Annotated in this window: 22 protein-coding genes and 1 tRNA gene; 12 read left to right on the top strand and 11 right to left on the bottom strand. The window is 40.8% G+C overall.

The window, feature by feature from the left end:
• Window position 1: 1 nt before the first annotated feature.
• The 7 genes from nth to rsxA form a co-directional block, all read right to left on the bottom strand.
• On the bottom strand, window positions 2-637 hold the full coding sequence (gene nth, locus L5B83_RS09425; protein WP_250350049.1) for an endonuclease III: 636 nt from the start codon (window positions 635-637) through the stop codon (window positions 2-4).
• 5 nt (window positions 638-642) lie between these two features.
• Complete coding sequence (locus L5B83_RS09420) at window positions 643-1,329, bottom strand: electron transport complex subunit E (protein WP_268739419.1); 687 nt, start codon at window positions 1,327-1,329, stop codon at window positions 643-645.
• Window positions 1,330-1,373: 44 nt separating this feature from the next.
• Window positions 1,374-2,000 carry an electron transport complex subunit RsxG gene (rsxG, locus tag L5B83_RS09415; protein WP_265778303.1) on the bottom strand — a complete coding sequence of 209 codons (627 nt, stop codon included), beginning with the start codon at window positions 1,998-2,000 and terminating at the stop codon, window positions 1,374-1,376.
• Between the two features lie 3 nt (window positions 2,001-2,003).
• Window positions 2,004-3,020, bottom strand: coding sequence for an electron transport complex subunit RsxD (rsxD, locus tag L5B83_RS09410; protein ID WP_442780639.1), 1,017 nt, complete (start codon window positions 3,018-3,020; stop codon window positions 2,004-2,006).
• Window positions 3,021-3,086: 66 nt separating this feature from the next.
• Entirely contained in the window at window positions 3,087-6,320 is a 3,234-nt protein-coding gene (rsxC, locus tag L5B83_RS09405; protein WP_442780633.1) for an electron transport complex subunit RsxC, read from the bottom strand.
• Entirely contained in the window at window positions 6,320-6,919 is a 600-nt protein-coding gene (rsxB, locus tag L5B83_RS09400; protein WP_265761837.1) for an electron transport complex subunit RsxB, read from the bottom strand. The genes rsxC and rsxB overlap by 1 nt, the downstream gene beginning before the upstream one ends.
• Before the next feature lies 1 nt (window position 6,920).
• Window positions 6,921-7,502, bottom strand: coding sequence for an electron transport complex subunit RsxA (gene rsxA, locus L5B83_RS09395; protein WP_250350054.1), 582 nt, complete (start codon window positions 7,500-7,502; stop codon window positions 6,921-6,923).
• Between the two features lie 197 nt (window positions 7,503-7,699).
• Here rsxA and L5B83_RS09390 point away from each other — a divergent pair, with 197 nt between their 5' ends.
• Together L5B83_RS09390 and L5B83_RS09385 are read left to right on the top strand one after the other, a co-directional pair.
• Window positions 7,700-7,891, top strand: a complete 192-nt coding sequence (locus L5B83_RS09390) for a hypothetical protein (protein WP_265778301.1) — start codon at window positions 7,700-7,702, stop codon at window positions 7,889-7,891.
• A complete protein-coding gene (locus L5B83_RS09385) occupies window positions 7,881-8,174 on the top strand; it encodes a type II toxin-antitoxin system RelE/ParE family toxin (protein WP_265778300.1) in 294 nt (97 codons plus the stop codon). Before L5B83_RS09390 ends, L5B83_RS09385 begins: the two co-directional genes overlap by 11 nt.
• Here the strand turns inward: L5B83_RS09385 and L5B83_RS09380 are convergent.
• Window positions 8,163-9,047, bottom strand: a complete 885-nt coding sequence (locus L5B83_RS09380) for a TIGR01777 family oxidoreductase (protein ID WP_265778299.1) — start codon at window positions 9,045-9,047, stop codon at window positions 8,163-8,165. The genes L5B83_RS09385 and L5B83_RS09380 overlap by 12 nt on opposite strands.
• On the bottom strand, window positions 9,048-9,515 hold the full coding sequence (gene argR / locus L5B83_RS09375; protein ID WP_250351677.1) for a transcriptional regulator ArgR: 468 nt from the start codon (window positions 9,513-9,515) through the stop codon (window positions 9,048-9,050).
• Between the two features lie 233 nt (window positions 9,516-9,748).
• Here argR and mdh point away from each other — a divergent pair, with 233 nt between their 5' ends.
• Window positions 9,749-10,684 (top strand): malate dehydrogenase, encoded by a 936-nt coding sequence (gene mdh / locus L5B83_RS09370; RefSeq protein WP_265778298.1) that lies wholly within the window; start codon window positions 9,749-9,751, stop codon window positions 10,682-10,684.
• A 65-nt stretch (window positions 10,685-10,749) separates the two neighbouring features.
• Here the strand turns inward: mdh and gntR are convergent, their stop codons facing one another.
• Window positions 10,750-11,751 carry a gluconate operon transcriptional repressor GntR gene (gntR, locus tag L5B83_RS09365; RefSeq protein ID WP_265778297.1) on the bottom strand — a complete coding sequence of 334 codons (1,002 nt, stop codon included), beginning with the start codon at window positions 11,749-11,751 and terminating at the stop codon, window positions 10,750-10,752.
• Window positions 11,752-11,940: 189 nt separating this feature from the next.
• Between gntR and selD the strand changes: the two genes are divergently transcribed.
• Window positions 11,941-12,978, top strand: a complete 1,038-nt coding sequence (gene selD, locus L5B83_RS09360; RefSeq protein WP_250364569.1) for a selenide, water dikinase SelD — start codon at window positions 11,941-11,943, stop codon at window positions 12,976-12,978.
• Window positions 12,979-13,024: 46 nt separating this feature from the next.
• On the opposite strand, the gene L5B83_RS09355 is transcribed toward selD, so the two are convergent.
• A complete protein-coding gene (locus tag L5B83_RS09355; RefSeq protein WP_265778296.1) occupies window positions 13,025-14,509 on the bottom strand; it encodes a leucyl aminopeptidase in 1,485 nt (494 codons plus the stop codon).
• A gap of 108 nt (window positions 14,510-14,617) precedes the next feature.
• Between L5B83_RS09355 and lptF the strand changes: the two genes are divergently transcribed.
• The 8 genes from lptF to L5B83_RS09315 all read left to right on the top strand — a co-directional run bounded on the left by lptF (window position 14,618) and on the right by L5B83_RS09315 (window position 22,705).
• Window positions 14,618-15,715: an LPS export ABC transporter permease LptF gene (gene lptF, locus L5B83_RS09350; protein ID WP_250350061.1), complete on the top strand. Its 1,098-nt coding sequence runs from the start codon at window positions 14,618-14,620 to the stop codon at window positions 15,713-15,715.
• Between the two features lie 12 nt (window positions 15,716-15,727).
• Window positions 15,728-16,795 (top strand): LPS export ABC transporter permease LptG, encoded by a 1,068-nt coding sequence (gene lptG / locus L5B83_RS09345; protein WP_265778295.1) that lies wholly within the window; start codon window positions 15,728-15,730, stop codon window positions 16,793-16,795.
• Window positions 16,796-16,864: 69 nt separating this feature from the next.
• Window positions 16,865-17,782, top strand: coding sequence for a mechanosensitive ion channel family protein (locus tag L5B83_RS09340; protein WP_265778294.1), 918 nt, complete (start codon window positions 16,865-16,867; stop codon window positions 17,780-17,782).
• 242 nt (window positions 17,783-18,024) lie between these two features.
• Window positions 18,025-18,111, top strand: a tRNA-Leu gene (locus tag L5B83_RS09335).
• Between the two features lie 67 nt (window positions 18,112-18,178).
• Window positions 18,179-19,021, top strand: coding sequence for a ParA family protein (locus L5B83_RS09330; RefSeq protein WP_265778293.1), 843 nt, complete (start codon window positions 18,179-18,181; stop codon window positions 19,019-19,021).
• Window positions 19,022-19,023: 2 nt separating this feature from the next.
• Window positions 19,024-20,406, top strand: coding sequence for a replicative DNA helicase (gene dnaB / locus L5B83_RS09325; RefSeq protein WP_265778292.1), 1,383 nt, complete (start codon window positions 19,024-19,026; stop codon window positions 20,404-20,406).
• Window positions 20,407-20,417: 11 nt separating this feature from the next.
• Window positions 20,418-22,142, top strand: coding sequence for a ParB family protein (locus tag L5B83_RS09320; protein ID WP_265778291.1), 1,725 nt, complete (start codon window positions 20,418-20,420; stop codon window positions 22,140-22,142).
• Between the two features lie 2 nt (window positions 22,143-22,144).
• Window positions 22,145-22,705, top strand: a complete 561-nt coding sequence (locus tag L5B83_RS09315; RefSeq protein WP_245872485.1) for a DUF2857 domain-containing protein — start codon at window positions 22,145-22,147, stop codon at window positions 22,703-22,705.
• Window positions 22,706-22,779: the final 74 nt, after the last annotated feature.

The raw sequence follows: 22,779 nt of genomic DNA, 5'->3' as shown, positions 1-22,779 counted from the left end.
CTTAATTTTCAGTTTTGTCTTTGTATTCACAAAGATCTTCAATAATACAAGAACCGCAGCGAGGCTTGCGTGCAATGCAGGTATAACGCCCGTGCAAAATAAGCCAATGATGCACATCGACTTTAAATTCAGCTGGCACAACCTTGAGTAATTTTTCTTCTACCTGTAATACGGTTTTGCCGGGTGCAAAGTTTGTCCGATTACAGACACGGAAAATATGGGTATCTACCGCAATGGTAGGCTGGCCAAATGCCGTATTTAACACCACATTCGCGGTTTTTCGCCCAACGCCTGCTAAGGCTTCAAGTTCCTCACGCGTTTGCGGAATTTCACCATTGTGTTTTTCGATCAGATCACGACAGGTTTTAATAATATTCTCAGCTTTACTATTAAATAGACCAATGGTTTTAATATAGCTTTTTAAGCCATCTAATCCAAGATCTAAAATCGCTTGTGGTGTATTTGCCACAGGGAAGAGTTTTGCGGTGGCTTTATTCACCCCTTTATCTGTTGCCTGTGCAGACAAAATTACCGCGATCAATAACTCAAAAGGTGAATGATAATTCAATTCTGTCGTGGGATGAGGATTTTGATCCCGCAATCGCGTTAAAATTTCAATACGTTTTTGTTTATTCATTGTGTTTATTGTTTTTTATCATCAATCAAGTTTTTCATCGCCAAAATCAATCCCAAACCAAGGAATGCCCCGGGAGGTAAAATAGCGAGTAAAAAGCTACTGTTTAGCTCAAAAAGATTTAAATGTAATGCGACAGCCCAGTTACCGAGCAGATTTTCCATTCCCATAAACAGTTTGCCTGTGCCTAACACTTCACGAATTGTCCCCAGTATCAACAAGCTAAATGCCATTCCCACGCCCATTGCAAAGCCATCAAAAAGTGAAAGCCATACACCATTTTTTGACGCAAAGGCTTCTGCACGACCAATAACAATACAGTTGGTGACAATTAAAGGAATAAAAATCCCTAAAGATTGATAAAGCGTGTACGTGTAAGCATTCATCATTAACTGCACAATGGTTACCGTAGTAGCAATAATCATCACATAAATAGGAATACGAATGGCGTGTGGAATATGCTTGCGGAATAGTGAAACCACCACATTGGTACACATTAGCACTACAATGGTCGCAATACCTAAACCAAGGGCATTTGTTGCCGAGCTAGATACCGCAAGCAATGGGCAAAGCCCTAAAAGTTGCACAAGTGCGGGGTTATTATGCCAAAAGCCTTGCTTAAATAATTCACTCCATTGGCTTTTTACTTCGCTTATTGGCAGTTGAGATGGTGGTGTTTCCGCAGTGAAATCCATCTCATTTTCTAAAGTGCGGTGGTTTTTTTCACGATTTTCATTCATCATTTTTGCTCCTCTTTCACCGCATTCACCTTCATTTGTTGTAACAAAGGTAAGGCAGAACGCTTGATTTGATTGACAATCGCGCGTGGCGTAATGGTTGCCCCAGTAAATTGATCAAATTGCCCACCGTCTTTTTTTACCGCCCAATCATTAAGATTATCGGTGCTAATTTTTTTGTGATTAAAGCTCAGCACCCAATCAGAAATACGCAATTCAATTTTATCGCCTAAGCCCGGTGTTTCTTTATGTTCAAGTACACGCAAACCTAATACTTCACCTTGTGGCGTAATGCCAACAAGAAAACGAATATTGCCTGAATAACCGTCTGGCGCAATGGTTTCATAGGCATAAGCCACCGGCTGATGATTTTTCTCTGCGACACAAATTTTCTCAATACGCAAGGTTTTTGCTTGAGCAAAATGAGGCTCATCGCAACTGGCGAGTAAATCGTTATCATAGCTTTGCGGTGGAATAATTTGTGCGAGCAATTCTGTTTGTTGGTTGGCGATTGCTTGCGCAATAGGGGCTTTTGTTAAGAAATACACCGCAGCAGAAAGTGCGGTACAAATTAACGCAATAACACCTAAGATCATGCCATAGCGGAGGCTAATTTTTACCGTTTGCATTGCTTATTTCCTTCTATGTCCAGCCACGCGCGGGCGCGTGTAGTGATCAATGAGTGGCACACAAATATTTGCCAATAACACAGCAAATGCCACACCATCAGGGTAGTTACCATTGAAGCGGATCAGGCACACCAGTAAGCCAATAATCGTACCAAAAACCAGTTTACCTTTTGGGGTAATGGAAGAGGTAACAGGATCGGTTGCAATGAAAAATGCCCCGAACATCGTTGCACCACTAAACCACTGCCATAAAGGGCTTGGCACATAAGAAGAAAGCAGCCAATGTAGTCCACTTACCAGTAACATTGTGGATAAAAAAGCCGTTGGAATTTGCCAATGAATAATTTTTTTCCAAATTAAAAAGAGCCCACCGAGTAAGAAGAAAAAATTCACTTGCGCCCAACCTAAGCCAAGATTGAGTTCCCCTTTTAACGGCAACACTTGTGCAAAAATCGGTGATTGATTGACTTCACTTATCGCCATATTGATTTTGCTTGCCGTTTTGACGGAATCTAACGGCGTGGCTTGAGTAATACCATCAATGGAATTGGTTAATTGATGTAGGTTGAAACCATCTGTGGTGATGCCGTGGAAAATCAACTGATAAGCATCTTGCAGGCTAGGCGGTTCATTTAATAGGGTTACAGGGGGAAGCCAAGCAGTCATTTGCACCGGAAAGGAAATGAGCAATATCACATAACCGACCATTGCAGGGTTAAACAAATTTTGCCCCAAGCCGCCATAAACGTGTTTGCCGAGTATTACGGCGCAGAATGTGCCAATTAAAATCACCCAATAAGGCGCATAAGGCGGAATTGCCATCGCGAGCATTAATGCCGTTAGCACGACGCTGAAATCACTAATATAAAACAGGGTTGGTTTTTTGCGTAAGCGAGTAACGATAAATTCCAACACTAACGCAAAGGAAATGGCGAGTAGGCTTTGAATCAACACACCAAAACCAAAATAATAAACTTGTGCCGCGAAAGCGGGCAACATAGCCAGTGCAACCCACAGCATAATGCGAGCAGTTAATTTGCCCGAGTGGGTATGTGGCGAACTCATCATTTTAAACATTGATAAACCTTATTCTTTTTCCTTGGATTGATTTTCTTTTGCTTGTTTCTTCGCTTTTGCTCGTGCAATTGCCGCCGCAATAGCGGCTTTTTTCGGATCAAGTGCGGTGGGATTTTCTTGCGTTTTTTCAACCGCACTTTGTATTGCCGTTGCGTTTTCGCGGTTTTCAAGCGCACCTTGTGCTGACGTTGCGCTTTCACGGTTTTCTACTGCACTTTCGCAGTGTTCGCTTTCCACAGTTCCTTGTTCTTCAATAAGTGACTGCGTCGCGTGGGCAGATTGTGCCGTGCCATTCTGTGCCTGTTTCTTCGCTTTTGCTCGTGCAATTGCCGCCGCAATAGCGGCTTTTTTAGGATCAAGTGCGGTAGGATTTTCTTGCGTTTTTTCAACCGTACTTTGTATTACTGTTGAGCTTTCACGGTTTTCAATCACATCTTGTGCTGACGTTGCCCTTTCGCGGTGTTCACTTTCCACAGCACCTTGTTCTTCAATAAGTGGCTGCGTCGCATGGGCAGATTGTGCCGTGCCATTCTGTGCCTGTTTCTTCGCTTTTGCCCGTGCAATAGCCGCCGCAATAGCGGCTTTTTTCGGATCAAGTGCGGTAGGATTTTCTTGCGTTTTTTCAACCGCACTTTGTATTACTATTGAGCTTTCGTGGTTTTCTAACGCACTTTCGCGGTGTTCACTTTTCACAGTCCCTTGTTCTTCAATAAGTGGCTGTGTCGCGTGGATAGATTGTGCCGTGCCATTCTGTGCCTGTTTCTTCGCTTTTGCCCGTGCAATAGCCGCCGCAATAGCCGCTTTTTTCGGATCAAGTGCGGTGGGATTTTCTTGCGTTTTTTCAACCGCACTTTGTATTGCCGTTGCGTTTTCGCGGTTTTCAATCGCACCTTGTGCTGATGTTGCGCCTTCGCGGTTTTCTAACACACTTTCGCGGTGTTCGCTTTCCACAGTCCCTTGTTCTTCAACAAGTTGTGTTGAGTGGGAAGATTGTGGCGTGCCATTCTGTGCCTGTTTCTTCGCTTTTGCCCGCGCAATAGCTGCCGCAATAGCGGCTTTTTTCGGATCAAGTGCGGTAGGATTTTCTTGTGTTTTTTCAACCGCACTTTGTATTACTGTTGAGCTTTCGCGGTGTTCGCTTTCCACAGTCCCTTGTTCTTCAATAAGTGGCTGTGTCGCGTGGATAGATTGTGCCGTGCGATTCTGTGCCTGTTTCTTCGCTTTTGCTCGTGCAATTGCCGCCGCAATAGCCGCTTTTTTCGGATCAAGTGCGGTGGGATTTTCTTGCGTTTTTTCAACCGCACTTTGTATTGCCGTTGCGTTTTCGTGGTTTTCAATCACACCTTGTGCTGACGTTGAGTTTTCGCGGTTTTCTATCGCACTTCCACTATTTGTTTGAGTTGAATTTTCTGTGGTGTTGGCTTTTGCGTTTTCAGGTTGTGCATTATGGCTTGAGGCTTGTTTTCTTGCTTTGGCTCGTGCGAGTGCGGCAGCAATAGCGGCTTTTTTGGGATCAACTGTGAGATTTTCCGCAGAATTTGTGTTCTGTGGATTTTCTTGCATTTGATTTTCTGATGCAGCACGTTCTTGTTCTGCTTGTTGGCGAGCTAAGCGACGAGCTTTGCGTTGCGCCATAATATCGGAATTATCTGGTTGAAGCTGACCTTTTTCATCCACAAAGGTTTTTACATTTGGAGTTTCGTTGTCCGTTTGTTTTTTGGCTTTTAGGCGCTCTAATGCCGCTTGAACAGGATCTATGCCGTTTTGTTTTGCGATTTCTTCGCGACGCGCTTCGGCAGCACGTTGGGTACGCGCTTTGCGGGCTTGTTCTTCTTTCTCTAAACGTGCTTGGCGCGCTTCAAAGCGTAGTTTGGCTTCGTGGGATTTTTGTGCTTGTTCTTTGATTTCCCAAATTTTTGCTTTTTCTTGACGGAAATATTGGATAAGCGGAATGTGGCTTGGGCAAACATAGGCACACAAGCCACATTCGATACAATCTTGCAGGGCATATTGTTCTGATTTTTGATGATCTTCACTGCGTGCAAACCAATAGAGTTGCTGTGGCATTAAATGCACAGGACAAGCATCAGAGCAGGCAGAACAGCGAATACAAGCTTGTTCAGGCTCGGGTTCGGCATACTCAAAATGATCAGGCGCAAGCAAGCAGTTGGTGATTTTTGTAACTGGCGCGCTGAGATTTGGCAAAATAAAGCCCATCATAGGTCCGCCCATAAACACGGGAAAACGCCCATCATATTGGTAGCCGACTTGTTGCAATAGTGCAGAAATAGGTGTTCCCAAGCGTACCCATAAATTACCTTTGTGGGGGATTTTATCACCTGTTAGCGTTACCACCCGTTCAATTAAAGGTTCGTCATTTATCACCGCTCTTTTAATCGCAAAAGCGGTGCCAACATTGTGCATTAGTACGCCAATGCTGGAAGAACGCTGTCCGCTTGGTACTTCAATGCCGGTTAGCACTTGAATAAGCTGTTTTGCCGCACCAGAAGGATATTTTGTGGGAATAACACGAATTTCAATATCATTTGCCCCTTTTAAGGCGTGTTTAAGGGCCTTAACGGCGTTGGGTTTATTGTCCTCAATGGCGATGACCACTTTTTCGGGGCTTAAAATATAGCGTAAGATCCGTATTCCTTCGATGATCTCGTTAGGATAATCTTGCATTAGCCGATCATCACAGGTGATATAAGGTTCACATTCTGCACCATTGATAATCAGCAGTTTTACTTTATTTTCTGCCGATTGAATTTTAGCCGCAGTAGGGAACACGGCACCGCCTAACCCCGCAATGCCGGCGTGATAAATTTTTTCGATAAGCTGTTCTGGCGTTTGGGTGAGAAAATCCTCAATCGGGTGTTGTGTACGCCATTGGTCTTTACCGTCTGCCTGAATTTGAATGGTTAGCTCAGGTAAGCCAGAAGGGTGGGCGGCAATATAAGGGGTAATGGCCGTAACAATGCCTGAAGTTGGGGCGTGTACGGGCAGATTACGCAAGCCTTCACCTAAGGTTAATGGCTGGCCTTTTAGCACCTTATCTCCTTCTTTTACCAACAGATTTCCCGCATTGCCTGCGTGCTGTTTAACAGGTACATAGTAGGTTTCTACCAACGCCGCTGGGCGAATTGGGACGTGATTAGATTGTGATTTCATTTCAGGCGGATGAATTCCTCCTGCGAAATCCCATAATTTTCCAGAATTAAAATGGGTTAATACATCAGCCATTATTTTTCCGCTCCCTGATTCTTTGAGTTGCGGTTTGCGGTAATATCTAACACCGGAATGGTTAAGCTGGGATCGAATTTCCAATCCCAATGATCAATGTCTTGTTCTATTTTTATCATTGAAATGCAATCTGTCGGGCAAGGCGCAACACAGAGTTCACAACCTGTACAAAGATCTGGAATGACGGTGTGCATCGCTTTATTGGTGCCAATAATGGCATCAACGGGGCAGGCCTGAATACATTTGGTACAGCCAATACACATCGCTTCGTGAATCAGTGCGACTTTTGCGGCGTTATCTTCTTCATCAAATTCTGTTGCTGGTACGTCCACGCCTAATAAATCGGCAATTTTAACCACTAATGGCTGCCCACCCGGAATACATTTGGTAATCACATCACCTTGTGCAATTGCTTCAGCATAAGGTTTACAGCCGGGATAGCCACATTGCCCGCATTGGCTTTGTGGGAGCAGTGCATCAATTTTTTCTACGATAGGATCTGCTTGCACTTTCAGTTTGATTGAGGCTAAACCTAAAATAGCACCAAAAATTAAAGCAAGCACGCTGATAGCGAGAAGGACATAATATAAGGTTGTCATTTTACATTCTCACTATGCCAGCAAAGCCCATAAAGGCAAGGGACATTAGCCCTGCTGTAATCAAGGCGATAGATGCACCGCGAAATGGCATTGGCACATCTGCAGCGGCAAGGCGTTCACGCAAGGCGGCAAATAGCACCAGCACAAGGGAAAAACCGAGTGAAGCGCCAAAACCGTAAACCACGGATTGGGTTAAGTTATGGGCTAAATTGACATTGAGTAATGCCACGCCTAACACCGCACAGTTAGTGGTGATAAGGGGCAAAAATACACCGAGTAGGCGATAAAGGGTTGGGCTTGTTTTGTGAATGACCATTTCAGTAAATTGCACCACCACGGCAATCACTAAAATAAACACTAAGGTGCGTAAAAAATTGCCATTAAATGGCGTCAGTAAGTAGCGATCAATTAAATAAGAACAAAGGGAGGCAACGGTGAGTACAAACATTGTAGCAAGCCCCATTCCAATCGCAGTTTCGATTTTTTTCGATACCCCCATAAAAGGACAAAGCCCTAGGAATTTCACTAGGACAAAGTTATTAATAAGTGCGGTGCTAATAATTAATAAAATATAGTCAGTCATCGGTTCATTATCCTTGCTTTCATTGCATTGTTATGATTTTTATATAGTTGAAAGCCAAGTTGTCAGAAAAAATCTCGCTCGCTATTATCCTAGTTTCTTGCTGGGATAACAATAGAAAATTTTAGGTAGATGTTGAATTTATAGCGATTATGACGTAGTCTTACGTTGTATTTTATCTATTCAATAAAGGAAAGAAAATGCTAAAAGAAGAAGGTTATGATGCGTTTTTGGCAGAAAGGATTGCCGAGGGAATTGCCGCTGCAGAGCGGGGGGAAGTAATGTCTTTGGAAGAATGGAAAAAACACACCGATGAATTATTAAAACGAAAAGCTCTAGAATTAGACGCTTTGACTCAAGAAGAAGAGCTAGAGTTAGGATATGTCAGCTAAAAAGCTAGAGATTACTTTACCTGCTATCAGACAGGTTGATGGAATTCTAACCAATGTATCAGACTATACTGGCTCTGTAAAAAGCGCAGAAAAATTAAATTCTGAGCTACAAAAAGTTTTCCACCGTATTGCATTTTTTCCCAAAATTGGCAAGAAAAGAGGTGATGAAACGAGCGAGTTATTTTGCCGCCATTACCGCATTGTCTATCGTGAATATGAAGATCGTGTCGAAATTATTACAGTTATTCATTCTCGCCGAAAATATCCCCTTTTATCTTCTTAAATTTTTTGCCAAAAACGCCGCAAAATTCTCCACTTGAAATTCAAACCCCGCATCAATCAGGCGAGTGGGGCGAATGCGTTGGCTGTCTAATAATAATTGTGAGCGATCACCTAAAAGCCAACGTAATATAAATGCTGGCACGTTAGCGCAATGAGGGCGGTTAAGGAAATTTCCGAGCTGTTGGTTGAAATCCTGATTGGTGATCGGTTGTGGGGAAGCGAAGTTGAAGACGCCTTCATATTGTCTATTTTCTAATAAAAATAAAATTCCCGCGATCATATCTTGTAAGCTAATCCAAGCCCAATATTGTTTGCCGCTACCCAGTTTTCCGCCTAAACCTAGGCGATATAGCGGTAATATTTTGCTTAATGCACCGCCGTTTGGACTTAATACCATTGCCGTGCGTAATAAACAAACGCGAGTGTTGGCTTGCATTGCCGCGGCTTCCCATTGTTGGCATAGCTGGGCGGGAAATTGTGTGCCAGCAAGGGTTGTTTCATCAATCCAATGATCTTGGTGATCACCATAGAACCCCGTCGCCGATCCTGAAATCAAGGTGTGAGGCGGACAATCGCTTTGATTGATAAGTGCGGTTAAATTTTGCGTTAAATTTACTCGGCTTGCAAAAAGTTTGGTTTTTTGTTTGGTTGTCCAGCGGTGATTGAAAATAGGTTCACCGGCTAAATTAATGACGGCATCAAATTCATTGAGATTTTTTAATAACGCAAGACGATCAATTTGTTGTACTTCATTTGGAAACCATTCGGGCTGAATGTTGCGTGTTAAAAGGCAAATTTTATGTCGTTTGGCGAGAAGTTGCGGGATCAAGGCTGAACCAATCAGCCCTGTGCCGCCTGTGAGTAAAATCTTCATTTATAGGCTCGTTTCAAATAATTCTTGCACTCGTTGCATTAACGCTAAAATCGCCGTGCCTGAGGTCGGTGTGATAAAAATAGTATCATCTCCAGCAATCGTGCCAAGAATGCCATCGGCTTTGCCCACTGAATCTAATAAGCGAGCGATAAGCTGTGCTGCGCCGGGGCTGGTTTTCACCACGATCAAAAAATCGTTATGATCGATGTCTAACACCAAGTTTTTTAATGGGCTGCTTGACGTTGGCACGCTTAATTCAGCGGGTAAACAGTATACCATTTCCATTCGGCTGTTACGCGTGCGAACCGCCCCAAATTTGGTGAGCATTCGAGAAACTTTAGATTGATTAATATTATTAAAACCGAGCTGTTGTAGGGCGTTTACAATTTCCCCTTGTGAACCGAAACGTTCTTGTTCGAGCAAGGTTTTAAATGTAGCGATTAAATTATCATTTTTGTCTGTTGTCATCGTTTTAGGCTTCATAATAAGGTTATATTGCAAATATGGGCAGGAATTTTGCATAAAAATTCAATTTTTAGCAAGTTGAAAACACCATAATAGAAAGGAAATTCAACAAGGTTAAAATAAATTTTTTAAAACTTTGAATTAGATCTCACTATTGAATTTCTCTGTTTGAATTTGCTAGGGGATAAGTCTAAAATTCAACTAATTTGATTTATAACCAAAAAGAGGAGTATTAGATGAAAGTTGCAGTTTTAGGTGCCGCAGGCGGAATTGGTCAAGCCTTAGCATTATTGTTAAAGTTACAGCTACCAGCTGGTTCAGAATTATCGCTTTATGATATTGCCCCTGTTACGCCCGGTGTCGCCGTGGATGTTAGCCATATCCCAACCGCGGTAACAGTGCAGGGGTTCTCAGGTGAAGATCCTACACCTGCGTTGCAAGGCGCAGATGTGGTGTTAATTTCTGCGGGGGTTGCGCGCAAGCCGGGTATGGATCGTTCAGATTTATTTAATATTAATGCGGGAATTGTGCGTAATCTGGTTGAAAAAGTTGCACAAGCTTGCCCGAAAGCCTGCATTGGTATCATCACAAATCCAGTCAATACAACAGTAGCTATTGCGGCAGAAGTGTTGAAAAAAGCAGGTGTTTATGACAAACGTAAATTATTTGGCGTTACGACACTTGATGTACTTCGTTCTGAAACTTTTGTGGCAGCGTTAAAAGAACTTGATGTTTCTCGCACAGCTGTACCAGTGATTGGTGGACATTCAGGTGTGACCATTTTACCGTTATTATCTCAAGTGCCGTATGCACAATGGAAAGAGGAAGAAATCGCGCCACTGACAAAACGTATCCAAAATGCTGGAACAGAAGTGGTGGAAGCAAAAGCGGGCGGCGGTTCTGCAACCCTTTCTATGGCACAAGCCGCTGCACGTTTTGCCCGTTCTTTAGTAAAAGGTCTGAGCGGTCAAACTGTGGTGGAATGTAGTTATGTAGAGGGCGATGGTAAATACGCACGTTTCTTCGCTCAGCCAGTCCGTTTAGGTAAAGAAGGGGTAGAAGAAATTCTGCCAATTGGTGAATTAAGTGCTTTTGAACAAAAAGCATTAGAAGATATGCTACCAACATTACGTGCTGATATTGAATTAGGCGAGAAATTTGTTAATGGCTAATTTTTAGCTAGAAAGTAAAAAGGGGCATTTTTTGTGATGCCCTTTTTTAATGGCGGTGATGGGCATTATTTCACACTTTGCCCCAAATGAATTTCATAACCCAAATTAATAATATGGCTTTGCACAGGGAGGCCTTTTAAACGGTTTAGTAATTCTTGTGCGGCGATCTTGCCAATTTCTAACCTTGGCGTAATCACGGTTGCGAGCTGGGGTGTCATTGATTGCCCGACATCGTGGCCGTGAAAGCCAGCAATCGCCATTTCCTGTGGGATTTTAATCCCTAATCGTTGGCATTCAAAGATAGCCCCTATGGCTAAATCATCATTGGTACAAAAAATCCCGTTAGTGTCAGGATATTCACTCAAGGCTTGGCGAAGTAAATGTGCGCCTAAGGTGAAAGAAGAGGGTTCAGAGGTAATTAAACTATGTGGCGTGAGACCGTGCTTTTTCATTGCATTTTCATAGCCTTGCATTTTTAATTGGGTGCGTTTATCCATTCGAGCGGTAAAATATACGATCTTGTTATGACCATAATGGATCATCGTTTCTACCATAGATTGTGCCGCCGCCACATTATCAAAGCCTACCACTTGTTGAATACCCATTTCGCTGCTATCCATAATTTCAATCACAGGAATATTGGCAACTTCCAACATTTTTAGGGTTCGTGGGCTATGATGATTTTCCGATAAAATCAAGCCGTCCACATTATAAGAAAGTAGGCTTTCAATACGTTGTTCCTCTTTTTTTTCGCTATATCCGTAGTGTGCAACCATTGTTTGATAGCCCGCTTTGTCTGTAATTAGCTCAATGCCTTTTAGCACTTCAGCAAATACTTGGTTTGTGAGAGAGGGGAGTAATACACCAATGGCAAGGCTTTTCGCATTAGATAAAATATCTGGCGCACGATTAGGGATATAGCCAAATTGCTCAATCGCTGCAGCAATTTTTTGCTGGGTTTCTGGTGCAACAGAATCGGGCTGACGTAAATAACGGCTAATCGTCATTTTCGTTAAACCAAGATGATCAGCAATCATTTGTAATGTAGGGCGTTTTCGTCTATTCATTAGTGATATTTATCAGCAAAATAATAAGGCACATTTTAACTGATTTAAGACAAAAATTTCACAAAAAATCACCGCACTTGATAAATCAGCGTATAATAACTTCATTCACTCATCAGTTGATGGTAACGCGAGGATGCTATGCAAAAAGAAACAGATCTGAACGACGTACAAAATGCGCTAGATCAAACGGTGGCAGAAACCATTCGTTTAACACAATACAGTCACGGCGCAGGGTGCGGTTGTAAAATTTCACCAAAAGTCTTAGAAACCATTTTACATTCGGAAATGGAAAAGTTTGTTGATCCAAATTTATTGGTTGGCAATGAAACCAAAGATGATGCTGCTGTTTATGATATTGGTAATGGATTAGGCATTATTAGTACAACGGACTTCTTTATGCCGATAGTCGATGATCCTTTTGATTTTGGGCGTATTGCGGCGACTAATGCCATTAGTGATATTTATGCGATGGGAGGCAAACCAATAATGGCAATTGCTATTTTAGGTTTCCCAATTAAATTGTTACCACCGAGTGTGGCAAAACGGATTGTTGAAGGTGGACGCTTTGCTTGCCAACAAGCCGGTATCGCGCTGGCTGGTGGGCATTCTATTGATTCACCAGAACCCATTTTCGGCTTAGCCGTAACGGGAGTGATTTCTACGGACAAAGTGAAAAAGAATGCTTCCGCACAAGCAGGCTGTAAACTTTATTTGACTAAACCATTAGGCATTGGGGTTTTAACCACTGCGGAGAAAAAAGGTAAGCTCAAGCCAGAACATAAAGGGCTTGCCAGTGCAACAATGTGCCAAATGAATAAAATCGGTAGTCAATTTGCTGAATTGGAGGCAATCACCGCGATGACGGATGTAACCGGGTTTGGTTTGCTTGGCCATTTAAGTGAGATTTGTGAAGGTTCACAGCTCAAGGCTAAAGTGTATTTTGATAAAATTCATACCTTAGACGGCGTGATTCGTTATATTGAAAAAGGTTGTGTGCCGGGTGGAACAGGGCGAAATTTTGAGAGTTACGGACATAAAATTTCACCTATGAATGAGCGACAAAAAGCGGTATTGTGTGATCCGCAAACTTCAGGTGGATTGTTGATTGCTGTGAAGCCAGATGCAGTGGCGCAAGTAATGGCATTGGCGCAGCAAGAGGGGATTGAATTGTTTGAAGTGGGAGAGCTCACAGATCAAGAACAGCAGTTTTTGATTGAAGTTGTGTAGTGCCTAAAAGAAAAATCCCTCAAATAATTGAGGGATTTTTTTATGTTTATTTTACTTGATCCAGTAAAAATTGGGTCAGCAAGTTTACAGGACGACCTGTCGCCCCTTTGTTTGCGCCTTGTAGCCACGCTGTGCCAGCAATATCTAAGTGCGCCCACGTATATTTTTTTGTGAAATTAGATAAAAATTCACCTGCGGTAATCGCACCGCCCCAACGCCCACCGATGTTGGCAAGATCAGCAAATGGAGATTTAAGTTGTTCTTGATATTCTTCGCTTAAGGGTAAACGCCAAGCTTTATCGGCACTTTGTTGTGCGGCATTTAATAGCTGTTCTGCGAGATGATCATTTGGCGACATTAAACCGCTGTTGTGCTGACCAAGTGCCACCACACAAGCCCCTGTGAGGGTGGCGACATCAATCACTAACTCAGGCTCAAAACGTTCTACATAAGTGAGCGTGTCGCACAGCACTAAACGTCCTTCTGCATCGGTATTCAGCACTTCAACGGTTAAACCACTCATTGTGGTTAAAATATCGCCGGGGCGATAAGCATTGCCGTCCGGCAAATTTTCACAGCCAGCTAAGACACCAATCACATTTAATGGCAATGCTAATTCTGCTAATGCGTTCATCACGCCATAAACAGACGCAGCGCCTCCCATATCGTATTTCATTTCATCCATACTGTCGGCAGGTTTTAAGGAAATACCACCTGCATCAAAGGTTAAACCTTTACCCACTAAAACAATTGGTTTGGCTTGTGGATTAGGGTGATTGCGGTATTCAATAATGGAAAGTTGAGCTTCATTCTTACTGCCTTGAGATACCGCAAGATAGGCATTCATTCCAAGCTCTGCCATTTCTTTTTCACCCAGTACGGTGGTGCGAATGTGCGGTGATTTTTCGCTGAGTTTTTTGGCTTGCTCGGCTAAATAGGTTGGATTACACACATTAGGTGGGCAATTTGCCACATCTTTTGCTAAGGCAACACCTAATGCAATAGCTTGACCTTGCTGAATGGCTTTTTCAGCTTCTGTAAGCTGTACGGGCTCAACCGCAAACACCACTTCCTGTAAGACGGAATGTTTATCTGATTTTTGGCTTTTAAATTGATCAAATTGATAAAAACTTTCAGCAATGCTTTCCACTGCAAATCTCACATTCCAATAAAGATCACGTTCGTTGATTTGCACTTCCGTTAAAAAGTTATACACTTGTTCCGCATTGGTAGCCTTTACTGCTTGAATAGCACTTTTGATGACTTGTTTATATTGACGAACGCTAAGTTCTTCTTGTTTGCCACAACCCACTACAAAAATGCGTTCGAGATTTGTATTAGATAAACGCAAGGTAACCACTTCACCGAGTTTGCCTTTCATATCACCTACACGAATAAGTTGGCTAATAGCGCCTTGGCTTAATTGATCAAGTGTTTGTGCTGCGGGAGAAAGTTTTCCTTCTTCAAACACAGCAACGATAACATTACCTGTTACCGCAGAAAGTGCGGTGTTTTTTACAGTATATTTCATTTGTTCCTCACTAATTTACTGCCTTCTGTTGAAAAATACGTTATTATACGCCATTCAATTTGAAACGACTTCTATAAAAATTGCAAGCAAAATAACATAGGCAATACGGTGATTTTAACAAGATATTTAACGAAAGAAGTATTAAAAAGCCAAATGGCGATCCTGTTCATTTTACTTCTCATTTTTTTCTGCCAACAACTTGTGCGTGTACTTGGTTCTGCAGCAAACGGAAAAGTGCCAGCAGATTTGGTATTTTCCTTATTAGGATTGGGGATGCCGACAATGGCACAATTAATGTTGCCTTTGTGTTTATTTATTGCTTTATTACTTACCTTTGGTCGCCTTTATGCAGAAAGTGAAATTACGGTAATGCGTGCTTGCGGCGTAGGGCAACGTTTATTAGTAAAAGTCGCATTAATTTTATCTTTAGCCACTGCGGGATTAGCGGCTTACAATGCGTTGGTTCTTTCGCCTTGGGCATTACAAAAGCAAAGCCAAATCGTCAAAGATGCAAAAGCAAACCCAACAATGGGAGCGTTAGCAGCAGGGCAGTTTATTTCAGCGAATAGTAGTGATTTGGTTTTATTTATTGATAAAGTTCAAAATAATACCATTGAAGGGGTTTATGTTTTTCAAATGCAAAATAAAAAAAATGAAAAACCCTCTGTCATTATGGCTGATCGTGGTGAACTCACTGCGTTACCAAATGGTGATCAGGTGTTAAACCTCACCCATAGCCAACGCATTGAAGGGAGTGCCGTGTTACCTGATTTCCGTATTACTGATTTTGAGCAGTATCAAGCCTACTTAGGTTATAAAGCCACAGAAAATGAGACTGATGATGCAGAAACTTTGCCCTTAAGTCAACTATTAAATAGCACGACGCCAGCGGGTAAAACAGAGCTTCATTGGCGCATTACACTTATTTTAGCGGTTCCTATTATGGCATTAATCGCAGTACCACTAAGCCGTGTTAATCCACGCCAAGGACGATTTGCCAAAATTTTACCCGCACTTTTACTTTATCTCATTTATTTTTTATTGCAGAGTTCTTTTAAATCAGCGGGGGCCGCAGGGAAAGTCGATGCAAGTGTGCTTATGCCAGTGGTAAATTTTAGCTTTTTGGCGTTAGGTATATTATTGAATGGCTGGAACAGTGCCTTTATGTACAAAATTCGCTATCAATTATTCAAAAAACGTGCCTAAGGAATAAAAATAATGATGAATACATTAGACCGTTATATTGGAAAATCCATTTTAGGGGCGATTTTTGCCACCTTGCTTACCTTAGTTGGACTCTCAGCAATTATCAAATTTGTGGAGCAATTTCGTAGCGTAGGGCGAGGAACTTACGATGTATTACACGCGGGACTTTTCACGGTATTAACAATTCCAAAAGATATTGAAACCTTCTTTCCAATGGCAGCACTACTTGGTGCATTAATTGCCTTGGGAAATCTAGCTAGTCGTAGTGAATTAGTGGTCATGCAAGCGTCAGGATTTTCACGCTTAAAAATTGGTTTTGCCGTAATGAAAACCGCCATTCCTTTGGTGATCATTACAATGATCATTGGTGAATGGGGGATTCCTCAAACGGAACAATTTGCACGAGATATGCGTGCCAAAGCGATTTCTGGCGGAGAAATGCTTTCTGTTAAAAATGGCGTATGGGCAAAAGATGGCAATGATTTTATCTATGTGAGACGAATTACCGACAACGTAAAACTCAATGATATTTATATTTATCATTTCAATGATAAACGCCAGTTAGAACAAGTCAGCCACGCGAATCAAGCAGAATTTAAAGAGGGCAACTGGCAATTAATGCAAGTGAATAAATCACAAATTGCTGCGGACAAAATTACAACAACAAATTATCTTAACGAAGCGTGGCAAACCACCTTAACGCCTGATAAATTGGGTATTGTCTCCTTACGTCCAACCTCACTTTCTATTTCAGGGCTGGCAGATTATATTGCGTTTATGAAAGAAACCGGGCAAGACGCAAAACGTTTTGAACTCACTTATTGGCGTAAACTCTTTCAACCGATTTCCGTCGGGGTAATGATGTTACTTGCCCTTTCTTTCATTTTTGGTCCATTGCGTAGTGTTACAATGGGTGCAAGAATGATCACCGGAATTTGCTTTGGCTTTTTATTTTATGTCGTTAATGAGATTTTCGGCCCACTCAGTTTAGTTTATAATGTGCCGCCAATTGCCGGGGCATTAATGCCTAGCGGGCTATTTATTCTTATTACTTGGTGGTTATTAGCGCATAAACGTTAATACTAAAGTGCGGTATAAAAAAGAGCCATTTTTATAATGGCTTTTTGATTATTTATAACAGGAAATTTTATGACAGAAAACAATTCACTCACCTTGGTAACACATACGCTTTCTCAATGGAAAGATTGGCTGATTGGTTTTATTCCTAATATTGTTTCAGCCATTATTTTACTTACACTTTTCTATTTTTTAGCCAACATTCTGAGCAAAGTCGCATTGCGCATCTATAGCCGTTTATTCGCAAAAAACTTGCGTGCGGCGAAAGGCATTGCCATTGGTGTGAAAATACTGATTTGGTTTTTAGGCATTATTCTGGCGTTAGAAGTATTACATCTTGCCTCATTTCTAACTCACTTACTGGCTGGCGCAGGAATTGTGGGCATTATCGCCGGATTTGCCTTTAAAGATATTGCATCTAATGCGTTTTCAGGCTTATTAATTAAATCAGAACAACCTTTTGATATTGGAGATTGGGTAAATATCAACAATTCAATTGGTAAAGTAATGAACATTGGTTTAGTTACCGTAGAATTAATGACCATTGAAGGGGAAACCGCCTTAATTCCAAATCAGATGATTTATAGTGGCGAGTTTTTTAATTATTCTAAATTGAAAAAACGCCGCGTGATTTTATCTACGGGCGTGTCTTATGGTGATGATCTGGATAAAGTTCGCCAAGTTACCTTAGCATTAATGCAAGAGTGGGATTTTGTAATCGATAAAAATGACATCAATTTCTATTTTACTGATATTGGTAGTTCAACCTTTGATTTCGTTATTCGTTTCTGGGTAAATTTTGTAACCTATGAAGATTATTTAGAATCCAAAAGCCAAGCAATTATGGCGTTGAAAAAACGCTTTGAGCAAGAAAATATCAGCATTGCCTACAACGTAACTACGCTTGATTTTGGCGTAAAAGGTGGTGTGAACTTGTTCGATAAGGCTCTTCAACTCAATGACAATCAGGCAACCACAAAAGTACAATAACGAAAAAACAAATGTTAGCCTATCTTTCAACGATAGGCTTTTTTATCCCAAGTAAAAAATTTACTGTATTTCTTTCTATAAAGTGCGGTGAAAATGCGTGAAATTTACACCGCACTTTAAAATTGACTAAAATTACTTCACTCATCATTAAATTGACAAATTTTACTTGCAAGCAAAAATCAACTCCGTATAATTCACCACATGTAAAACATAACAAATGTTTTTACCTAAATATCTCTTTAGCCAGTGTGACGAAATTGGTAGACGTAGCGGATTCAAAATCCGCCGCCCTTAAAAGCGTGTCGGTTCGAGTCCGACCACTGGCACCATTCTATATCTCCTTATTTGATCACAATAGAGCAAATTTTCCATTAATTTTCAATGCGAGAATTTGTTATGAAAAGTTTAATATCAAAAAATCCCTCACTCGTTGTTTCTGTTATCTCCACTAAAGGTGGTGTAACTAAATCCACCAATGTTGCAAACATTGGTGCGTTTTGTGCTGATCATGGTATCAAAACCTTAATGATTGATACGGACACGCAACCAACCTTATCTTCTTATTATCATGTTGCCAATCAATCGCCCTTTGGGCTCTATGAGTTATTTAATCGCCCAGATTTACCTATCGCCGAAATTATTACGCAGACCGAATTTGATAATTTAGATGTGATTCAGTCAAATGATCCACTAGACCGTCTTACTACAGAGTTAAATACTTTACCGGGTGGGATTTTAAAATTCCGCGAATTAATTAAAAAAATTGAAGGGTATGATTTAATTATTATTGATACGCGTGGGACACGAGGTATTACGGTAGATATGACCGTATTGGCAAGTGATCTTGTGATTTCTCCAATTAAACCTGAGCTGGTGTCTGCACGTGAGTTTGTGAGAGGAACTATCAATCTCTATGAATCATTAAGTATTTTTACGGGGTATGGTATTTCACTTCCCCCTTTAAAAGCCGTCATTAATTGTCTTGATAGGACACGTGATGCCAAAGACATTGTTGCTAATCTTTACGACATTTTTTCTAATCTTGCTGAAAAAAATTCACAAATTGAACTCATCAATTTTGAAATTCCTCATCGAATAGCTTATCGAGAAGCAGCAAGTCGAGCGTTACCTGTCCATAGACATAATAAAATAGAGGCAGAAAACATTCGTCAATTATGTTCACTCTTATTCCCTTGTTGGAAAGCGCATTTCCAAACTGAAACAAAACGAGGTGAATAACAATGAGCAGTAAACCATTTCCCGCCTATTCTTTTGAGACAGAACAATCGGTACTTGGCGGATTAATCTTATCTAATGATAAATGGGATGATGTCAGCCTCTTATTAACTGAGCATAATTTTTATCATCATGAACATCGACAAATTTATAGCGCAATCAGGGAGCTTATCGAAAGAAAACAATCCGTCGATCTGCTTACTTTAGAACGCACATTAAAAGAGAAAGGCATACTGGAAGAATGCGGAGGATTAGCTTATTTAGCAGAGATATGTAAAGAAACCCCGAGTGCATCTAATATCCTTGCTTATGCTGATATTGTGAGAAATGATAGTCAAGCTCGTAAATTATTTGCATTAGGTAATTTGTTAAGAGCAGAAACTATCAAAATCAATTCTAGGGACAAATTAGAATCCTTGATTGAACAAACAGAAAAATCTTTAACGGAGATTGTATTCAATCAAGCTGATATAGATACCACCGTAGATTTGAATCAAGTGATGTTAAATATCTTAGATCAGATAGACGCAAATTTTGAAAATAAATCTGGTATTACTGGTGTGCCTTTTGGGATTGATAGGCTTGATAACAATACATCGGGTGCGCAAGATGGGGATTTAATTATTCTAGCCGCTCGCCCCTCTATGGGGAAAACTGCCCTTTCATTAAAATTTGCTGAAACCGCATTAGAACATCTTAAAGAAAAGGATACTACCGTGCAGTATTTTAGCCTTGAAATGCCCGCTGAACAGTTGATGCAAAGACTGATATCCATGCGAACACGAGTATCAATGCAAAAATATCGCCAAGCGATTCATCTTTCAGATGAAGATCTCGCCCGTTTCAATGAGGCGTTTATCTATATAAGAGAGAATTGGAGAGGGCGTTTTTTAATTGATGATAGCAGTTATCTCACGCCACAATTATTGCGTAGCCGAGTGCGTCGTAATGCACGTAAATATGGCAAACCTGGCTTGATCATTGTGGATTATCTTCAATTAATGTCTGACCCAGAATTTAAAAATGGAAATAACCGCACTCAGGAAATTTCTTCTATTTCCCGCGCGTTAAAAGCCTTAGCAAAAGAAATGGCTTGTCCTGTTATCGCCCTGTCACAGCTTAATCGTAATTTAGAACAACGTGCGGATAAACGTCCGTTACAAGCTGATCTTCGAGAATCAGGTAGTATTGAACAAGATGCGGATGTAATTTTGTTTGTTTATCGCGATGAAGTCTATCACAACAATACAGAGTATCCAGGGATAGCTGAAATTATTATTGGCAAACAACGTAATGGTCCAATAGGTACGGTAATGGCTAAGTTTAGAGGCGAATTTTCCTTGTTTGAAAATTTATCTGCTGATGAATATCAACGACTTGTCAGTTAAGCGAGAGAATTATGAACGGAAGAAAATCAAATCCATTTATTGGAAAACCAAAAGATCGTCGTCAAGATATGTTTGCACGATTAACTGAGCCCGCGATTCAAAATCATACGCCACAGTATCATCAAGCTGTACCAGTGATGCCACAAAGAAAACAATTAATCGTGGTGACATTAGATAAATTACGTCCTTATGAAGGGAATCCGCGTAAAACCAAAAATCCAGCTTATGAAGAAATTAAAGCTTCAATTAAAGCACGTGGGCTAGATCATGCACCGAATATCACTCAACGTCCTGGTGAGGATTTTTATACTATTGCAGACGGGGGAAATACTCGTCTGCAAGCCTTGAATGAATTATTTAAGGAAACCCAAGATCCCCGTTTTTGGTCAATTGAATGTGTGTTTAAACCTTGGGAGGGGGAAGCAAATGATATTAATTCAAAATTAAATATTTTGATTGGGCATTTAGCCGAAAATGATATTCGTGGGGAGTTGTCTTTTATTGAAAAAGCCTTAGGGATTAGAGAGGTGAAAGCATTATATGAAGAAAAATATAATGAGTATTTTTCCCATCGTAAGCTCTCAGAAAAATTAGGTGAAAATGGATATCCAATATCTAATCAATTGATTGCTCGTATGGAGCAATGTCTAACCTATCTATATCCTCATATTCCCAACATTCTATTAAATGGCTTAGGTAAAGCTCAAATAGAAAAATTATTGCATATTCATCGTAATGCACAATCAGCGTGGGATAAATATAAAGATGAACATTCTCCACATTCAACCTTTGATGAAGTTTGGATGAATGTTTTATCTGGTTTTGATGAAGCCCCTTCAGAGTTTGCAATAGAAACTTTTCAAGACAGCCTAATAGGCAAATTCAGTGAAGCATTTAGCTATGAGGTATCTTACGATACATTAAAAATAGATATCGATCTTGAGGAGCGTAAATTAAGACGGTTAATTGAAAAGCAACCACATATTGCTCAGTTAGCCACAGAAAGTGCTTTACGCGCCCAGGTGGGGGAAAACGCTGGATTACAACGAGACAATAATGGAGAAACCGATGAGAAACAAGCCATTTCTTCTCCCCAAATGCAGAAAGATAGCCTGGAGACGATATTGGATTCTGGAATACTTGATGGCATAACTGAGATGATGGATCCCTTATCCTCTGATGCTAACAGTCCTGATATCCCTGAAGAGCCTATTAGCTCGGATGAGAATGAATTAAATCGGGCAATACATACCCATTATCAAGAATTAGGGTTTGTTCCGGGGGTGAACCCAGAAGCACAACGCGCAGAAGAAGCGCAAGTTAATGGATTAGAATTTGCTAATGTGGGTAAATCTCCAGTAACAAATTTATGGAAAATCTATCCTAAACGTAAACATAAGATGGATGCGTTTACCCTTGCGCTTGAGATAGCGCAAAGTGTGGGGTTAGCGCATTTAGTTCAACATGTCGTAAAACAACCTGTCGATTATAGCTTTAATCTCTTACCGTTAGACATTACTGAGCCTACGCCTTTAGTTTCATTTGTCTATCAATTTCTTTGTGCTTGTGCCACTGAGGAGGTACCAATTTCTGATACTGAATTGCGTTTATCTGCATCCTGGTTAGTTGGCTCTTATCAAGAAGAACCAGCGATTGATGATTTGCTATTAGTCCGTCTTATCCGTTTATTACGCGTAGTGCGTTATATCAAAGAACAATCTCGAGCAGGAGAATAACTATGGTCAATGCAAGTTTAAATCAAGCCATCATTTACAATTTAATTAACCATATTCGTCGTGGTGAAATTAATTACTGTACTCAACTTGGTTTTGATGAAACAGAATTAACTGAATTATGTAATTTATCGACACAAGAAATTTGTGATTTAGCTGAAAGTAAAATTAATTTTGCGGAGATTAAGGTTAATCATAATGCCTTTTGGAGTTTGATTGAATCAGTCAGAGAAGAAACCCGAAAACGTAATGCCATTGATAGAGCATTACAACTCGGGGCATCATCAGAAATCTTGCATAGTCGATTTGGTTGGAGTTCAGCGGAAGTGTCTGCACGACGTCGTTTACTTGGTATTAATGAGTCTATGGGACGTAAACGAAATGCCACGGAGGAAGAAGAAAATAAAATCTGGGACTTATGGCAAAAGCATAAGCAATCTGTTTCCTATGATGTATCGCTTACCTTTGAGGGATTTGATTTACTAATGTATATCGCAGAAGAATCTCAGGTCAGCCTGACTGAAGTCTCTCGATTAGTCATTGGTTGGCAGAAAAATGGACTGTAATAAAAAACCGAGAAAGTGGACGCTTTCTCGGTTTATATGATTTTCTCAGCTATATAAATAGGAGGATTCAGCTA

The sequence above is a fragment of the Avibacterium sp. 21-599 genome, assembly GCF_026226765.1.
GTDB lineage: Bacteria > Pseudomonadota > Gammaproteobacteria > Enterobacterales > Pasteurellaceae > Avibacterium.
Note: the sequence above shows the minus strand (reverse complement) of the source record. Positions and strands in the feature narration are given on the sequence as shown.

What these genes read in the sequence shown, in the direction of transcription:
- nth (WP_250350049.1), bottom strand. Translation starts at nt 637, where the DNA reads ATGAATAAACAAAAACGTATTGAAATTTTAACGCGATTGCGGGATCAA.
- L5B83_RS09420 (WP_268739419.1), bottom strand. Translation starts at nt 1,329, where the DNA reads ATGGATTTCACTGCGGAAACACCACCATCTCAACTGCCAATAAGCGAA.
- rsxG (WP_265778303.1), bottom strand. Translation starts at nt 2,000, where the DNA reads ATGCAAACGGTAAAAATTAGCCTCCGCTATGGCATGATCTTAGGTGTT.
- rsxD (WP_442780639.1), bottom strand. Translation starts at nt 3,020, where the DNA reads ATGCTGTGGGTTGCACTGGCTATGTTGCCCGCTTTCGCGGCACAAGTT.
- rsxC (WP_442780633.1), bottom strand. Translation starts at nt 6,320, where the DNA reads ATGGCTGATGTATTAACCCATTTTAATTCTGGAAAATTATGGGATTTC.
- rsxB (WP_265761837.1), bottom strand. Translation starts at nt 6,919, where the DNA reads ATGACAACCTTATATTATGTCCTTCTCGCTATCAGCGTGCTTGCTTTA.
- rsxA (WP_250350054.1), bottom strand. Translation starts at nt 7,502, where the DNA reads ATGACTGACTATATTTTATTAATTATTAGCACCGCACTTATTAATAAC.
- L5B83_RS09390 (WP_265778301.1), top strand. Translation starts at nt 7,700, where the DNA reads ATGCTAAAAGAAGAAGGTTATGATGCGTTTTTGGCAGAAAGGATTGCC.
- L5B83_RS09385 (WP_265778300.1), top strand. Translation starts at nt 7,881, where the DNA reads ATGTCAGCTAAAAAGCTAGAGATTACTTTACCTGCTATCAGACAGGTT.
- L5B83_RS09380 (WP_265778299.1), bottom strand. Translation starts at nt 9,047, where the DNA reads ATGAAGATTTTACTCACAGGCGGCACAGGGCTGATTGGTTCAGCCTTG.
- argR (WP_250351677.1), bottom strand. Translation starts at nt 9,515, where the DNA reads ATGACAACAGACAAAAATGATAATTTAATCGCTACATTTAAAACCTTG.
- mdh (WP_265778298.1), top strand. Translation starts at nt 9,749, where the DNA reads ATGAAAGTTGCAGTTTTAGGTGCCGCAGGCGGAATTGGTCAAGCCTTA.
- gntR (WP_265778297.1), bottom strand. Translation starts at nt 11,751, where the DNA reads ATGAATAGACGAAAACGCCCTACATTACAAATGATTGCTGATCATCTT.
- L5B83_RS09355 (WP_265778296.1), bottom strand. Translation starts at nt 14,509, where the DNA reads ATGAAATATACTGTAAAAAACACCGCACTTTCTGCGGTAACAGGTAAT.
- lptG (WP_265778295.1), top strand. Translation starts at nt 15,728, where the DNA reads ATGATGAATACATTAGACCGTTATATTGGAAAATCCATTTTAGGGGCG.
- L5B83_RS09340 (WP_265778294.1), top strand. Translation starts at nt 16,865, where the DNA reads ATGACAGAAAACAATTCACTCACCTTGGTAACACATACGCTTTCTCAA.
- L5B83_RS09330 (WP_265778293.1), top strand. Translation starts at nt 18,179, where the DNA reads ATGAAAAGTTTAATATCAAAAAATCCCTCACTCGTTGTTTCTGTTATC.
- dnaB (WP_265778292.1), top strand. Translation starts at nt 19,024, where the DNA reads ATGAGCAGTAAACCATTTCCCGCCTATTCTTTTGAGACAGAACAATCG.
- L5B83_RS09320 (WP_265778291.1), top strand. Translation starts at nt 20,418, where the DNA reads ATGAACGGAAGAAAATCAAATCCATTTATTGGAAAACCAAAAGATCGT.
- L5B83_RS09315 (WP_245872485.1), top strand. Translation starts at nt 22,145, where the DNA reads ATGGTCAATGCAAGTTTAAATCAAGCCATCATTTACAATTTAATTAAC.